We start from the raw sequence: 14,350 nt of genomic DNA, 5'->3' as shown, positions 1-14,350 counted from the left end.
ACCCACGACCACCTCGGCTGGTACGGCAGGGCCCGTACCTCGGCAGGGAAAGAAGCTCAGCAGTGGCAACCACCCCGGGGCGGATCCGCCCCTGGCGCTACCTGACGGCGTTCGTCGGTATCGTCGCGGCGCTCTACGCGCTGGTGTTCTTCACCGGTGACCGGAGCGTGACCCCCAAGCTCGGCATCGACCTGCAGGGCGGTACCAGGGTCACGCTCGAGGCCCGCACCGAGTCCGGTGCGGAGGCGCCCCGCGAGCAGCTGCTGCAGGCCCAGTCGATCATCCAGGAGCGGGTGGACGGCCTCGGCGTCGGCGGCGCCGAGGTCGTGCTCGACGGCAGCAACCTGACCATCACGGTGCCCGGTCAGGAAGGCGAGCAGGCCCGGTCGCTGGGCCAGACCGCGCAGCTGCGCTTCCGCGAGGTGGTCGGGGGACCGGTCGCGGCCACCCCGCCCGCCCCGGCGCCGGGGGCCACCGACCCGGCCGCCCCGCCCGCGGGCACCGACCCGGCCGCGCCGTCGGGCCAGGCGCCCGTTCCCCCGGTGGAGCCCTCGGTGGCCCCGCCGGCCCCGGCCGAGCAGCCCCCCGCGGGGCAGCCGCAGGGTGCCGGCGACCCGGCCGCGCCCGTCGTGGAGTCCCCGGTCGCGCCGATCTCCTACTCGACGCCACTGGCCGGCGGCGACCCGGCGGGCCAGCCGACCCCGGAGCCGACCCCACCCGCGCCCACGCCCACCCCGGGTGCCGGCACCCCGCCGGCCGCCGGCACGCCGGCCGGACCGGCCGACCCCGAGCTGGCCGCGGCGATCTCCGCCGCCCGCGAGTCCCGCCAGAGCCTCGACCCCGCCGTCCAGGCGCAGGCGCTGGCTCAGCTGGACTGCCAGGCCCAGGACCCGCTTCGGGGCTACGACGACCCGCAGCGCCCGCTGGTGGCCTGCAACCAGGACGGCACCGAGAAGTACGTGCTCGGCCCGGTGTTCCTGGAGGGAACCCAGATCGACACCGCCCAGGCCCAGCAGAACATGCAGGGCGTGGGCTGGGTCATCAGCCTGACCTTCAAGAGCGAGGGCGCGGCGATCTGGGGCGAGTACACCACCCAGAACGTCGGCAAGAGCGCCGCGTTCGTGCTCGACGGCGAGGTCGTCTCGGCCCCCCGGATCAACGGGCCGATCTTCGGCACCACCGAGATCTCCGGGCAGTTCAACCAGGAGAGCGCCCAGCAGCTGGCCGGTGTGCTGCGCTACGGGTCGCTGCCGCTGTCGTTCTCCTCGTCGGAGGCGCAGACCGTCTCGGCGACGCTGGGCCTGGCCTCGCTGGAGGCCGGGCTGATCGCCGGGGGCATCGGGCTGCTGCTGGTGTTCGTCTACTGCCTGATCTACTACCGCGTCCTGGGCGTGCTGACGATCCTGTCGCTGGTGCTGTCCGGCCTGGTCGTCTACGCCGTGCTGGTGCTGCTCGGGCGCTGGATCGGGTTCACCCTCGACCTGGCCGGCGTGGCCGGGTTCATCGTCGCCATCGGCATCACGGCCGACTCGTTCGTCATCTTCTTCGAACGGCTCAAGGACGAGGTCCGCGACGGCCGCACCTTCCGCTCGGCGGTGCCGCGCGGATGGGTGCGCGCCCGGCGCACGATCCTGTCCGCCGACGCGGTCAGCTTCCTGGCCTCGGCCGTGCTCTACCTGCTGGCCGTCGGGCAGGTGAAGGGCTTCGCCTTCACCCTCGGCCTGTCCACCGTGCTCGACCTGCTCGTGGTGTTCCTGGTGACCCACCCGCTGGTCGCCCTCGCCTCGAACTCCCGCGTCTTCGGCAGCCCGGTCATGTCCGGCCTGGGCTCCATGGCCAGGATCGGGGCCGAACGCAAGCGCGCCGCCGCCACCGCCGGCGCCTCGAAGGGAGCCTGAGATGGCGGCCGAGAAGGCAGCCGGGACGGTGGCGGCCGAGCCGGCGCCCCGCGACCGTCGCAGCGTGTTCAGCCGGCTCTACACCGGCACCGGCGCGTTCGACGTCGTCGGCAGGCGCAAGCTCTGGTACGTCGTGTTCGGCGTGCTCGTGCTCCTGTGCGTCGGGTCGATCGTGCTGCGCGGGTTCAACCTGGGCATCGACTTCAGCGGCGGCACCCAGATCCAGTTCCCGAGCGCGGGCACCTCCAGCCCGGCCGAGATCGAGTCCGTGCGCGCCGTGTACGAGGACGTCACCGGCAACGAGCAGGCCGTCGTGCAGGCCGTGGGCACCGGACCGTCGGCCTCGGTCGTCATCCGCTCCGAGCCGCTCGACCCGGCCCAGCTGATCGCGCTCAAGCAGGCGCTGTTCGACGCGTTCCAGCCGCTCGGCGCCGACGGCGCGCCCAACCTGTCGGCCATCAGCGACAGCGCCGTCAGCGGCAGCTGGGGCGAGCAGATCACCACCCAGGCGCTCATCGCGCTGGTGGTGTTCCTGGTGCTGGTGACGATCTTCCTGGCGTTCTACTTCGAGCGGTCCATGGCGGTCGCCGCGCTGGTCGCGCTGGTGCACGACGTCGTGGTGACGGCGGGCGTGTACTCGCTGGTGGGCTTCGAGGTCACCCCGGGGACGGTGATCGGCCTGCTGACCATCCTCGGGTTCTCCCTCTACGACACCGTGGTGGTCTTCGACAAGGTCAAGGAGAACACCGCGGGGCTGCTGCAGCTCACCCGCCGCACCTACGCCGAGGCGGCCAACCTCGCGCTGAACCAGACCCTGATGCGCTCGATCAACACCTCGTTGATCGCGGTGCTGCCGGTGGCCGGCCTGCTGGTCGTCGGCGTCGGCATCCTCGGCGTGGGCACCCTGGCCGACCTGGCGCTCGTGCAGATGGTCGGGATCCTGGCCGGGGTCGTGTCCTCGCTGCTGCTGGCCACGCCGCTGCTGGTCGACCTGAAGATGCGCGACCGCCGCTACGTCGACCAGGCCGCCCGGGTCGCGGCCCGGCGCAAGCGCGCCTCCTCCGCGCGCGAGGGCGCGGGCGAGCGCGCCGACGGCGAGGCCGACGGCCCCGGCGACGAGCCGTCGGTCGAGATGCGCAAGGAGCGGGCCATGGCGGCGGCGTCGGGAGTGCCGGCGCGGCACGCCCGGTCGACCCCGCGCGGCGGCGGCCGGACGGGGGCCACCGCGCGCCCGTCGGGCAAGTCCGCCCGGCCCAGCGGCAAGCGCGGCCGGTGACCGCGACCCCGCGGCTGGGCGTCGAGTGGGACGCCGAGGACGTCGCGGGCCGGGTGCTCGACCTGATCGTCGACGTACCCGACCACCCGCTGCCGGGCGTGCTCTTCCGGGACGTCAGCCCGGTGCTGGCCGACGGGGAGGCGTTCACCGCGATCGCCACCGAGCTGGCCGCGCTGACCGGCGAGGCCGAGCTGGTGGCCGGCATCGAGGCGCGCGGCTTCCTGCTGGCGGCGGCGGTGGCCGTGGTGGCCGGCGTCGGCGTGGTGCCCGTGCGCAAGGCGGGCAAGCTTCCCCGGGTGGCGGGTTCGCGGACCTACGAGCTGGAGTACGGCACGGCCACCCTGGAGCTCCCGGCCGACACGGTCGCCCCGGGCGCGCGGGTCTTCGTGGTGGACGACGTCCTGGCCACCGGGGGCACCGCCGCCGCGACGATCGACCTGCTGGCCGACGCCGGGGCCGACGTGGTCGGCGTCGGCGTGCTGCTGGAGCTCTCCGCGCTCGGCGGGCGCGACCGGCTCGGCGCCGTCCCGCTGCACGCCCTGCTGCGGGCCTGAGCGCGCCCGAACGGTGGTCACGGGGTGTGCGGGGCCCGCGGGCCGCGGGGGGCGGGACTATCCTGATCCGTGTGAGGCTCCCCGCGGATGACTGACCTGCAGCAGTCCACCGCCGCGCCCGTCGCCCAGCCCGACGGCGCGGCCAGGCCGTCGGCGACCCGTCGGGTCCGCGCCCGCATCGCCCGCAAGATGACCCCGCAGCGCGTGGCCGTCGTCGCACCGGTGCTGGAGCCGCTGGCCAGCGTGCACCGGGGCATGCACCCCAAGGCCGACCTCGGGCTCCTGCAGCGCGCCTACGACGTGGCCGCGGCGAAGCACGACGGCCAGAAGCGCAAGTCCGGCGACCCGTACATCACCCACCCGCTCGCCGTGGCCACCATCCTCGCCGAGCTGGGCATGGACACCACGACACTGGTCGCGGCCCTGCTGCACGACACCGTCGAGGACACCGACTACTCCCTCGACCGCCTGCGCGCCGACTTCGGCGAGGAGGTCACCGTCCTGGTCGACGGCGTGACCAAGCTGGACAAGGTCGAGCTGGGCAGCGCCGCGGAGGCCGAGACCATCCGCAAGATGGTCGTGGCCATGGCCCGCGACCCGCGGGTCCTGGTGATCAAGCTGTCCGACCGGCTGCACAACATGCGCACGATGCGGTTCCTGTCGCCGGAGAAGCAGGCCAAGAAGGCCCGCGAGACCCTGGAGGTGCTGGCCCCGCTGGCGCACCGCCTCGGCATGGCCACGGTCAAGTGGGAGCTGGAGGACCTGTCCTTCGCGATCCTGCACCCCAAGAAGTACTCCGAGATCGTCCGCCTGGTCGCCACCCGCGCCCCCTCGCGCGACACCTACCTCAAGCAGGTCATCGACGAGGTCGACCAGCAGCTCGACGCGGCCCGGATCACCGCCACCGTCGAGGGCAGGCCAAAGCACTACTACTCGATCTACCGCAAGATGATCGTCAAGGGCCGCGACTTCGACGACATCCACGACCTGGTCGGCGTGCGGGTGCTGGTCGAGGAGGTGCGCGACTGCTACGCGGCCATGGGCATGGTGCACGCGCTGTGGCAGCCGATGCCCGGGCGGTTCAAGGACTACATCGCCCAGCCCCGGTTCGGCGTCTACCAGTCGCTGCACACCACGGTGATCGGCCCGGACGGCAAGCCGCTGGAAGTGCAGATCCGCACGCACGACATGCACCGCACGGCCGAGTACGGCATCGCCGCGCACTGGCGCTACAAGGAGACCAAGGGCTCCCACAGCGGCAGCTCGGTCGAGGTCGACGACATGTCGTGGATGCGCCAGCTGCTCGACTGGCAGCGCGAGGCGGCCGACCCCGGCGACTTCCTCGAGGCCCTGCGCTACGACCTGGCCAGCGAGGAGATCTTCGTCTTCACCCCCAAGGGCGACGTGATCACCCTGCCCACCGGCTCGACCCCGGTCGACCTGGCCTACGCGGTGCACACCGAGGTCGGCAACCGGTGCATCGGCTCCCGGGTCAACGGCAGGCTGGTGGCGCTGGAGCGCAAGCTGGAGTCCGGCGACGTGGTGGAGATCTTCACCTCGAAGGCCGAGGGCACCGGCCCCACCCGCGACTGGCTGTCGTTCGTGGCCTCCCCGCGGGCCAAGACCAAGATCAAGCAGTGGTTCGCGAAGGAGCGCCGCGAGGAGGCCATCGAGGCGGGCAAGGAGGCCATCACCCGCGAGGCTCGGCGCACGTCGATGCCGCTGCAGCGGCTGGTCTCCGCCGACGCGATGGCCGCGCTGTCGCGCGAGCTGCACTTCCCCGACCTGTCCGGCCTCTACGCCGCCGTCGGCGAGGGCCACATCAGCGCCCGGCACGTGGTGCAGCGGCTGGTCGCGCTGCTGGGCGGGGTGGAGCAGGCCGAGGAGGAGCTCGCCGAGCGGGCCACGCCCTCCACCGTGCGCCAGCGCCGCACCCAGGGCGACTCCGGCGTCGTCGTGCGCGGCGAGTCCACCGACCTGGCCGACCTCTACACGAAGCTGGCCCGCTGCTGCACCCCCGTCCCCGGCGACGACATCCTCGGCTTCGTCACCCGCGGCGGCGGCATCTCGGTGCACCGCACCGACTGCACCAACGCCGGCGACCTGCAGGCCCGCTCCGAGCGCCTGGTCGACGTGGCCTGGTCGGTCTCGCCCGCCTCGGTGTTCCTGGTCGCGATCCAGGTCGAGGCCCTCGACCGGCACCGCCTGCTCTCCGACGTGACCAAGGTGCTGGCCGACGAGCGGGTCAACATCCTCTCCGCCTCGGTGACGACCTCGCGCGACCGGGTCGCGGTGTCGCGGTTCAGCTTCGAGATGGGCGACCCCAAGCACCTCGGGCACGTGCTGCGGGCGGTGCGCAACGTCGAAGGCGTCTACGACGTGTACCGGGTGACCAGCGCCAGCTGAGCGCCGCGGCGCTCAGGCGGGGCGGGGCGCGGCGGTGAGCGACCCCGCCGCGTTCAGCAGCGCCGCGCCGAGCGCGACCAGCAGGACGGCGGTGATCAGGGGCCGTTCGCCGTCGTCGCCGATGGCCTGCCCGATGTCGGCGTAGGCCGCGCGCAGCTGGTCGGCGGTCTCGGCGAGGTAGGGCTGCCCACCGGTGGCGGCGGCCAGCTCGGCCAGCGCGTCGGTGTCGACCGGGACCGGGGTCCCGGTGCTGGTCACGCCCTTCTGGGTGCCGTAGGCGATGGTGGAGACCGGGATGTCGGCGGCGGTGGCCGCCGCGGCGGCCTCGGCCAGCGGGGCGCCGTTGGTGCTGTCGCCGTCGGAGAGCAGCACGATGCGGGCCGGGGCGCGGTCGGCCGCCGGGTCGAGCAGGGTGCCGCGCACCGCGTCCACCGACCGGAGCACGGCGTCGCCGATCGCGGTACCCGACCTCAGCCGCGGCTCGGTCAGCTCGGCCAGCAGCGCGGCGCGGTCGCGCGAGGGCCGCACGGCGATGTCCGCGCTGCCGGCGAACAGCACCAACCCGACCTGGAAGTCCGCCGGCACCGCGGACACGAACGTGCGAGCGGCCTCGGTCGCCGCGGCGAGCCGCGAGGGGGCCACGTCGGTGGCCTCCATCGAGTTCGAGACGTCCAGGGCGACCACGACGGTGCCCTCGCGGGTGGTGAGCCCGGGGACGACGCCGACCGGTTGGGCCAGCGCGAGGACCACGGCGACGACCGCGAGCAGGAACGCCGCCGCCCGCAGGTGGCGCGGCCACGTGCGGGCCCGGCGCCGGGCGGGTCCACCCGGCCCGACGATGCGCACCGGCACGGTGCGGTCGTCGCGGCCGCGGCGGCGCGACTCGAGCAGGTAGCCCGTGACCAGGACGGGGGCGAGCAGCAGCAGCCACAGCCAGCCCGGTTCGAGGAACCTCAGCACGGCGCACCGCCCGGATGGATGTGCGGAGCGCCCAGGCGGACCAACCGGACTTGGGTCGAGCAGCGGATCACGCCGGGCACGGTACGCGCGGCCGCTGCCCCGTGGCCGGGTTCGACCTGGCGAGAAACTGCCAGGTCAGTGACGGTGTGGGTGGTGGCGCGGCGGGCTGAGCGGTCAGCCCGTCCACAGCCGGCAGCGGTGGGCGTCGGCGAACTCGGGGCCGGTGCGCGGGGCCGGCGCACCCGGTCCCAGGGTGGTGATCTGCCCCTCGCCGGTCCAGCGCGGCCACGCCGGCCCACCGGGCGGGCTCGGGTCGCCGGTGGTGGCGAACCGGGCCCACGCGGCGACCATCCGGTCGGCCAGCTCCCGCTGCGCCGGGTCGAGCGCGGGCTGGCCCGGGACGAGGTCGAGCAGGTAGGCCACCTCGGCGCCGTGGGTGGCCGCGCCGGACAGGTCGGGCGGCAGCGCGGTGAACGTCGCGGGCGCGCTCGGGTCGGTGAACTCGTAGGCGAACAGCGGAGCGCGCCGGCCCATCGCCCGGTAGGCGTCCAGGGCGGGGCAGGCGTAGCCCCGGTCGGTGATCACGTCCGACCAGGCCCGGCCGGGGGAGCGGCCCTCGGTCGGGTACGCCGTACGGGCCCGGGCGGCGCGCCGGCCCGCCGCGTCGTCGAGGAGCTCGGCGAACCGGTCCCCGGTGATCGGGCCCTCACCGCGGACGAAGAACAGGTCGGTGAACAGCGTCCCCTCGGCCGCCGTCGTCCCGGCCAGCACCGGGGTGGGACGCAGCTCGCCGTCGGCGACCAGGTCCGAGGGACGGCGCGGCAGCGTCGGCGTGCCGACCGCCGGGCTCCAGTAGGTGTCGCCGGTGCCGAGCAGCCGCTCGACCGGCGCCGCGCGCAGGCACTGCGCGGCCGACCCCGGGTCCGGGCAGCCGAGCTCCTCGGCCACCTCGACGCCGGTCGACTCCACGAGCTCCAGCGGTTTCCAGGTGTCGCCGCCGGGGCCGGTCCCGGGCCGGATGACGTCGGTCAGGTTGGCCGAGCCGCAGCCCCCGCTCTGCAGGACGGCCCGCCGGAACAGGCCCTCCGCGGCGGGTGCGGCGATCTGCGCGCAGGCACCGTCCGCGCCCGCCGACTCCCCGGCCAGCGTGACGTTGTCGGGGTCGCCGCCGAACGCAGCGGCGTTGCGCTGCACCCAGCGCAGCGCCTGCTGCTGGTCGAGCAGCCCGAACGAGCCCGAGTCGGCCAGGCCGGGCAGGCCGAGGAAGCCCAGCGCGCCCAGCCGGTAGTTCAGCGTGACCGCGACCAGCGGCCCGGCCCGCACCAGGCGCCGCGGGTCGACGTCGCCGCCCGACCCCGCGCTGAACCCGCCGCCGTGCAGCCACACCAGCACCGGCAACCGGGCGTCGCCGGGCGTGCCAGCGGGCACGGTGACGTCCAGGGTCAGGCAGTCCTCCTCGAGGCTGCCCGCGGTGGCGTGCGGGGCGCCCGCCGGGGCCGGGCCCTGCGGGCACCGCGGCCCGGGCTCGGTGGCCTCGCGGACCCCGGTCCAGGGCTCGGGTGGGCCGGGGGCGAGCCAGCGGCGCTCGCCGACCGGCGGGGCGGCGAACGGGATGCCGCGGAAGCGCAGCACGTCGCCGTCGGTGCGGCCGTGCAGCTCGCCCTGCTCGACGACGACGCGCTCGCCGAGACCCGGCGGGCCGGCCTCGGGCGGGGCGCAGGACGCCAGCAGGGTCGCCGCCGCGAGCGCGGCGGCGACCCCGAGGCGTCGGGCGGTCACCGGCTGCGGGTCAGCCGATCGAGGCGGTCTGGATCGTCACCGGCGACAGCGGCGCACCATCGGTCGGGCTGCCGCTGGAGCCGTCCGACCCCGCGGCGGCGATCGCGTCGAGCGTGGCCAGGCCGGGCTCGCCGATGGTGCCGAAGACCGTGTACTCCGGCGGGAGCACCGAGTCGGCGTAGACCAGGAAGAACTGGCTGCCACCCGAGTCGGGGGCGGAGGTCTTGGCCATCGCCACGGTGCCGCGCGGGTAGACCGAGGCCCCGGACTGCGGGTCGGTGGCCAGCGCGGTGGGCGGCTCGTCGTTCAGGGTGTAGCCGGGGCCGCCGGTGCCCAGCCCGGTCGGGTCGCCGCACTGCAGCACCTTGAGGCTCTCGCTGGTGGTCAGCCGGTGGCAGGGCGTTCCGTCGAAGTACCCGGCGCCGGCCAGGCTGACGAAGCTCTCCACGGCGCACGGCCCGGTGGCGCGGTCCAGGGTGAGCGGGATGGGGCCGCGGTCGGTCTGCAGCGTCGCGGCCACCGTGCCCGAGGTGCCGACCGCGCCCGACGGCGGCACCGGGGCCGGCTTGGCCGCGGGCTCGTCGGGCGTCGGGGTGAAGGCGCAGTCGCCCAGTGCGCGGGCCGGGGCGGCCTCGGTGGTGGTCGGGGCCGCGGCCGGGTCGGCTGCGGTGGGCTCGCCCTCCCCGCCGGTCAGGGTGCTGAGCAGCACGAGGCCGACCACGACGACCACGACGACGGCGACCGAGCTGATGATCGCGACCTGCTGGCGGCGCTTGGCCTGGGCGGCCCTGCGCTCCTGCTGGCGCTCGAGCTTGCGCTTGGCCGCCTCCCGCCGCATCTGATTGGTCGCCACCCGCACGCTCCTCACACCCGTCACGCCGTCGGTCGACGTTCGACCGGGCCGCAGGATATCCAGCTCACCTGAGCGGTCCCTGTGAGGGGACGCGGTCCGACCAGCCCTTCACCGCCCGAATACCGGTGGGGGCGACGGCCTAGGCTGGTCGGGTGCTTGTCGCAGGATTTCCGGCCGGGTCGTTCCAGACCAACTGCTACGTGGTGGCGCCGGCGGCCGGCGGGGCGTGCATCGTGGTCGACCCCGGCCAGGACGCCGTCGAGCCGCTCGAGGAGCTGCTGGTCGAGCACCGGCTGACCCCGGTGGCCGTGCTGCTCACCCACGGCCACTTCGACCACACCTTCAGCGTGGCGCCGGTCTGCGACGGCCACGACGTGCCGGCGTGGATCCACCCGGGCGACCGGGAGATGCTGGCCGACCCGATGAAGGGGCTGTCCGCGCAGGCCACCGCGATGTTCGGCGGGCGGCTGGAGCTGCGCGAGCCGCGCGAGGTCCGCCACCTCGACGACGGCGCCGCGCTGGAGCTCGCCGGGCTGAGCTTCACCGTCGACCACACCCCGGGCCACACGCCCGGCTCGGCGGTCTTCCGCACCCCGACCGAGGAGGGCGTCGAGGTGCTGCTGGCCGGCGACACCCTGTTCGCCGGCTCGATCGGGCGCACCGACCTGCCCGGCGGCGACTTCGCGCAGATGCAGGCCAGCCTGCGCGACAAGCTGCTGGTGCTGGACGACTCCACGCTCGTGCTGCCCGGCCACGGGCCGACCACCACCGTCGGGCGCGAGCGGGCGTCCAACCCGTTCCTGCAGGACCTGGGCCCCGGGTCGGGCCCCGCGGAGCCGGCGCGGAGGCGCGGGCTGTGACCACCACCCCCACCACCCGCGACCCCCACACCCCGGAGACCGCCGTGCCCACCCCGCCGGAGCCCCGCCCCGCCGCGCTGTCGGCGCCCAAGGGCGTGCCCGACTACGTGCCCCCCGCCTCGGCCGGTTTCGAGCACGTCCGCGACACCCTGCAGGCCGCGGCGGCCCGGGCCGGCTACGGCCTGGTCGAGCTGCCGGTCTTCGAGGACACCGCGCTGTTCGCGCGCGGCGTGGGCGAGTCGACCGACGTCGTGTCCAAGGAGATGTACACCTTCGCCGACCGCGGCGACCGCTCGGTGACGCTGCGCCCCGAGGGCACCGCGGGCGTCGTCCGCGCGGTGATCGAGCACGGGCTCGACCGCGCGGGCCTGCCGGCGAAGCTGCGCTACGCCGGCCCGTTCTTCCGCTACGAGCGCCCGCAGGCCGGGCGCTACCGCCAGCTGCAGCAGGTCGGGATCGAGGCCATCGGCGTCGACGACCCGGCGCTGGACGCCGAGGTCATCGCGGTGGCCGACGAGGGCTTCAGCGCACTCGGCCTCACCGGCTACCGGCTGGAGATCACCTCGCTGGGCGACGCCGAGTGCCGCCCGGCCTACTCCGAGCTGCTGCGGGAGTTCCTGGCCGGGCTGCCGCTCGACGAGCCCACCCGGGCACGCGCCCGGCTCAACCCGCTGCGCGTGCTCGACGACAAGCGCCCCGAGGTGCGGGCCATGGTGGCCGACGCGCCGCTGCTGGTGGACCACCTGTCCGCGGCGGCGGCCGAGCACCACGCCGCGGTGCTGGCCCACCTCGACGCGCTCGGCGTCGCCTACGTGCCGAACCCGCGGATGGTGCGCGGCCTGGACTACTACACCAAGACCACCTTCGAGTTCGTGCACGACGGGCTGGGCGCCCAGTCCGGCATCGGCGGCGGCGGGCACTACGACGGCCTCATGGCCACCCTCGGCGGCCAGCCGCTGCCCGGGGTCGGCTTCGGCCTCGGGGTCGATCGCACGCTGCTGGCCTGCCGGGCAGAGGGCCTGGCGCCGTGGTCGGAGGCGCGCTGCGAGGTGTTCGGCGTGCCGCTCGGGCAGGCGGCGACGGCCGAGCTGGTCACCGTGGCCGCCGCGCTGCGCCGCGGCGGCGTCCGGGTCGACCTGGCCTACGGCGGGCGCGGGCTCAAGGGCGCGATGAAGGCCGCCGACCGGTCCGGGGCCCGGCTGGCGCTGGTGCTCGGCGAGCGCGACCTGGCCGCCGGCACGATCGGGGTCAAGGACATGGCCGGGGGCGAGCAGGAGTCGGTCGCGCTCGCCGACGTCGTCGCCGTGGTGCGCGACCGGCTGGGCTGAGCGCCCGCCGGTCCGCCCCGTCACAGCCGCACGGGCCGCCGCCGTGGGAGCGCGGCCAGCACACCGACCGCGGCCAGCGCCACCAGCAGCACCGCACCCGCGGTCAGGTTGCCGGTACCCGCCGTCCAGGCGGCGGCGGCCAGCGCCGGGCCGAGGGTGAACGCGGTGGTGCGCACCAGCGAGCTGAGCCCGCTGCTCGCGCCGATCTCGCCGGGCGGGGTGGCGTCGAGCACCCGGGTGGCGTTGGGCCCGGCGAACAGCCCGTTGCCCGCGCCGACGAGCGCCATCGGCACCAGCAGCGCGCCGGGCCCGGGCCCGGGTCCGACGGCGAGCAGCCAGCCCGCCCCGCCCAGCACGAGCACCGCGCCCGCGAGCACCACGGGCGCGGTGCCGATCCGGTCGGCCAGCACACCGGCCGGGGGCGAGGTCAGCGCCATCGCCGCGGAGAGCACCAGCAGGACCAGCCCGGTGGTGGCGGCGTCGGTGCCCCCGTCGGCCAGCGCGTAGGGGATGAGGAAGTTGACCGCCCCGACGCCGGCGATGGTGACCAGCAGCGCGAGCAGCGACCAGCCGATGCGGGGGTGGCGCAGCAGCGCGAGGACCGGCCGGGAGTCGGGCCGGCGCGCCCACACCGCGACGGCGATCGCGCCGGCCACCGCGAGCGCCCCGGCCGGGGCCAGTGCCGGGGCCGGACCGCTGAGCAGGTCGAGGGCGAGGACCAGTGCCGTGGTGCCCGCGCCCAGCACCACGGCGTCGGTGACGGCGGCCCGGTCGGGCCGGGGCAGCCCGGTGCGGCCGGGCGGTCCGGCCGGGATGGTTAGGCCTGCGAGGGCCAGCGCCGCGGCGGCCACCGGCAGGTTGACCAGGAAGATCGTCCGCCAGCCGACGGCGTCGGTCAGCAGGCCGCCCACCGCGGGTCCGACCACGCCGCTGAGCGGGATGAGGGTGAGCACGATGCTCATCGCCCTGGCCCGGTGCTCGGGGCGCACGGCCCCGGCCACGATCGGCAGCCCGAGCACGCTGAGCAGGGCGGCGAAGCCGCCCTGCAGCACCCGCGCCGCGACCAGGAGCTCGATGCCCGGCGCGAGGGCGACGAGCGCGCTGGCCGCGCCGAACCCGCCGACCGCCAGCCGGAACGCCGCCCGCGGGCCGGCCCGGTCGAGCCAGCGCCCGGCCGGCAGGCTGAGCGCCACCAGCGGCAGCAGGTAGCCCAGCAGCACCCACTGCGTGCTCGACGGGCCCGCGCCGAGCTCGGCGCCGATCGCGGGCAGCGCGACGGCGACGATCGTCATGTCGAGCGAGCCGAGCACGATGCCCAGCGACACCACGACGACCGTCGACCACCGGCTGGTGGCCGGCCCGCTCACGCCGCGGCCCCGCTGCGGGTGCCGGCGGCGGCGCAGAGGGCACGCAGCAGGTCGGCCAGCGCGGCCCGGCGCTCCGGGTCGAGCAGGCGACCGTCCTCGCCGAAGGCGCGGAAGGCGGCGGGCACCGGCAGCGGGCCCCCGGACGCCACGGCCCCGGCCCGCGCGAGCACGCGCAGCAGGTCGGCCTGGGCGGTGGCCGCCCCGCTGGGACCGGGCCCGGCGCCGACGGCCGCGGCGGGCTTGCCCGCCAGCGCGGCGCTCCCGTGCGGGCGGGAGGCCCAGTCCAGCGCGTTCTTCAGCACGCCGGGCAGCGAGGCGTTGTACTCCGGGGTGGCGACCAGCAGGACGTCGGCCGCGGCGATGGCGGCGCGCAGGCCGGCCACGGCCGGGTGCACGGGCCCGGCCTCGGCGTCCTCGTCGAACGGCGGCAGCGCGGCCAGGTCGTCGTAGACGACGAGGCGGGCGCCGGTGGGCAGTTCGTGGCCGGCCGCGGCGAGCAGGGCCCGGTTGACCGAGGCGCGGCGCAGGCTGCCGGCGACCCCCAGGACGGTCCGGGGTCGGGCGGGGTCGGGCGAGGGCACGGGAGGCTCCGATCCGGGCGGCACGGTCGGCCGCCGCACCACGCACGCTCGGCCTGAGGCGGCGGTGGGGCATCGGGCGCGCGCCCTATCCGGTCGCGCCGGACCGGGTCGGCGGCTGAGGCACCGCCGGGGTGGGCGCGCCGGCCAGGCCAAGGCGGTGCGCCGCCGCGGCGGCCTCCACCCGGTTCGCCACCTGCAGCTTGCCCAGGATGTTGGACACGTGCACGCTCGCCGTCTTCGTCGAGATGAACAGCCGCTCGGCGATGTCGGCGTTGGCCAGGCCGGCCGCGACCAGGGCCAGCACCTCGGTCTCGCGCGGGGTGAGCCCGAGCCGCGCGGGCAGCTCCCCGGCCGGTGCGACCCGCCCGTCTCGCCCGCCCAGCGGCAGCCGGGCGCGCCGGGCCAGGTCGGTGGCCGCCGCGCGCAGCGGCTCGGCCCCCAGCCCGCCGGCCAGCTCGACGGCCCGGGCCAGCGCCGCGGCCGCGCGG

12 protein-coding genes are annotated in these 14,350 nt (G+C 75.9%); 6 read left to right on the top strand and 6 right to left on the bottom strand.

Translation table 11 applies throughout. The annotated features are described in order from the left end of the window. Nucleotides 1-62 precede the first annotated feature (62 nt). From secD to KDL28_RS00045, 4 genes are all read left to right on the top strand, one after another. Nucleotides 63-1,898: a protein translocase subunit SecD gene (gene secD / locus KDL28_RS00060; RefSeq protein ID WP_252435028.1), complete on the top strand. Its 1,836-nt coding sequence runs from the start codon at nucleotides 63-65 to the stop codon at nucleotides 1,896-1,898. 1 nt (nucleotide 1,899) lies between these two features. Next, entirely contained in the window at nucleotides 1,900-3,174 is a 1,275-nt protein-coding gene (gene secF, locus KDL28_RS00055) for a protein translocase subunit SecF (RefSeq protein ID WP_252435027.1), read from the top strand. Then, complete coding sequence (locus tag KDL28_RS00050) at nucleotides 3,171-3,728, top strand: adenine phosphoribosyltransferase (RefSeq protein ID WP_372496824.1); 558 nt, start codon at nucleotides 3,171-3,173, stop codon at nucleotides 3,726-3,728. Before secF ends, KDL28_RS00050 begins: the two co-directional genes overlap by 4 nt. An 87-nt stretch (nucleotides 3,729-3,815) precedes the next feature. Further along, the gene (locus KDL28_RS00045; RefSeq protein WP_252435026.1) at nucleotides 3,816-6,134 is read left to right on the top strand and encodes a RelA/SpoT family protein; all 2,319 of its coding nucleotides are present in this window, start codon (nucleotides 3,816-3,818) and stop codon (nucleotides 6,132-6,134) included. 12 nt (nucleotides 6,135-6,146) lie between these two features. Here the strand turns inward: KDL28_RS00045 and KDL28_RS00040 are convergent, their stop codons facing one another. The 3 genes from KDL28_RS00040 to KDL28_RS00030 form a co-directional block, all read right to left on the bottom strand. After that, nucleotides 6,147-7,094, bottom strand: coding sequence for a VWA domain-containing protein (locus KDL28_RS00040; protein ID WP_252435025.1), 948 nt, complete (start codon nucleotides 7,092-7,094; stop codon nucleotides 6,147-6,149). Nucleotides 7,095-7,268: 174 nt separating this feature from the next. Further along, the gene (locus KDL28_RS00035) at nucleotides 7,269-8,873 is read right to left on the bottom strand and encodes a carboxylesterase/lipase family protein (protein WP_252435024.1); all 1,605 of its coding nucleotides are present in this window, start codon (nucleotides 8,871-8,873) and stop codon (nucleotides 7,269-7,271) included. 10 nt (nucleotides 8,874-8,883) lie between these two features. Continuing rightward, nucleotides 8,884-9,726 carry a peptidylprolyl isomerase gene (locus tag KDL28_RS00030; RefSeq protein ID WP_252435023.1) on the bottom strand — a complete coding sequence of 281 codons (843 nt, stop codon included), beginning with the start codon at nucleotides 9,724-9,726 and terminating at the stop codon, nucleotides 8,884-8,886. Nucleotides 9,727-9,878: 152 nt separating this feature from the next. Here KDL28_RS00030 and KDL28_RS00025 point away from each other — a divergent pair, with 152 nt between their 5' ends. Both KDL28_RS00025 and hisS read left to right on the top strand, forming a co-directional pair. Beyond that, nucleotides 9,879-10,586, top strand: a complete 708-nt coding sequence (locus KDL28_RS00025; protein WP_252435022.1) for an MBL fold metallo-hydrolase — start codon at nucleotides 9,879-9,881, stop codon at nucleotides 10,584-10,586. A 44-nt stretch (nucleotides 10,587-10,630) separates the two neighbouring features. Then, nucleotides 10,631-11,914 (top strand): histidine--tRNA ligase, encoded by a 1,284-nt coding sequence (hisS, locus tag KDL28_RS00020; protein WP_372496830.1) that lies wholly within the window; start codon nucleotides 10,631-10,633, stop codon nucleotides 11,912-11,914. Between the two features lie 20 nt (nucleotides 11,915-11,934). Here hisS and KDL28_RS00015 read toward each other — a convergent pair whose 3' ends face one another. The 3 genes from KDL28_RS00015 to KDL28_RS00005 form a co-directional block, all read right to left on the bottom strand. After that, nucleotides 11,935-13,281: an MFS transporter gene (locus KDL28_RS00015; RefSeq protein ID WP_252435021.1), complete on the bottom strand. Its 1,347-nt coding sequence runs from the start codon at nucleotides 13,279-13,281 to the stop codon at nucleotides 11,935-11,937. Next, nucleotides 13,278-13,862, bottom strand: coding sequence for an NADPH-dependent FMN reductase (locus tag KDL28_RS00010; protein WP_252435020.1), 585 nt, complete (start codon nucleotides 13,860-13,862; stop codon nucleotides 13,278-13,280). Before KDL28_RS00010 ends, KDL28_RS00015 begins: the two co-directional genes overlap by 4 nt. An 85-nt stretch (nucleotides 13,863-13,947) precedes the next feature. Beyond that, on the bottom strand, nucleotides 13,948-14,350 hold a 403-nt coding region (locus tag KDL28_RS00005), incomplete at its 5' end, for a helix-turn-helix domain-containing protein (protein ID WP_252435019.1).

Origin of the sequence: Pseudonocardia humida, assembly GCF_023898865.1 — a bacterium.
Lineage (GTDB): Bacteria > Actinomycetota > Actinomycetes > Mycobacteriales > Pseudonocardiaceae > Pseudonocardia > Pseudonocardia humida.
The sequence above is the reverse complement of the archived record's forward strand: the minus strand, read 5'-3'. Positions and strand labels throughout refer to the sequence as shown.

What these genes read in the sequence shown, in the direction of transcription:
- secF (WP_252435027.1), top strand. Translation starts at nt 1,900, where the DNA reads ATGGCGGCCGAGAAGGCAGCCGGGACGGTGGCGGCCGAGCCGGCGCCC.
- KDL28_RS00045 (WP_252435026.1), top strand. Translation starts at nt 3,816, where the DNA reads ATGACTGACCTGCAGCAGTCCACCGCCGCGCCCGTCGCCCAGCCCGAC.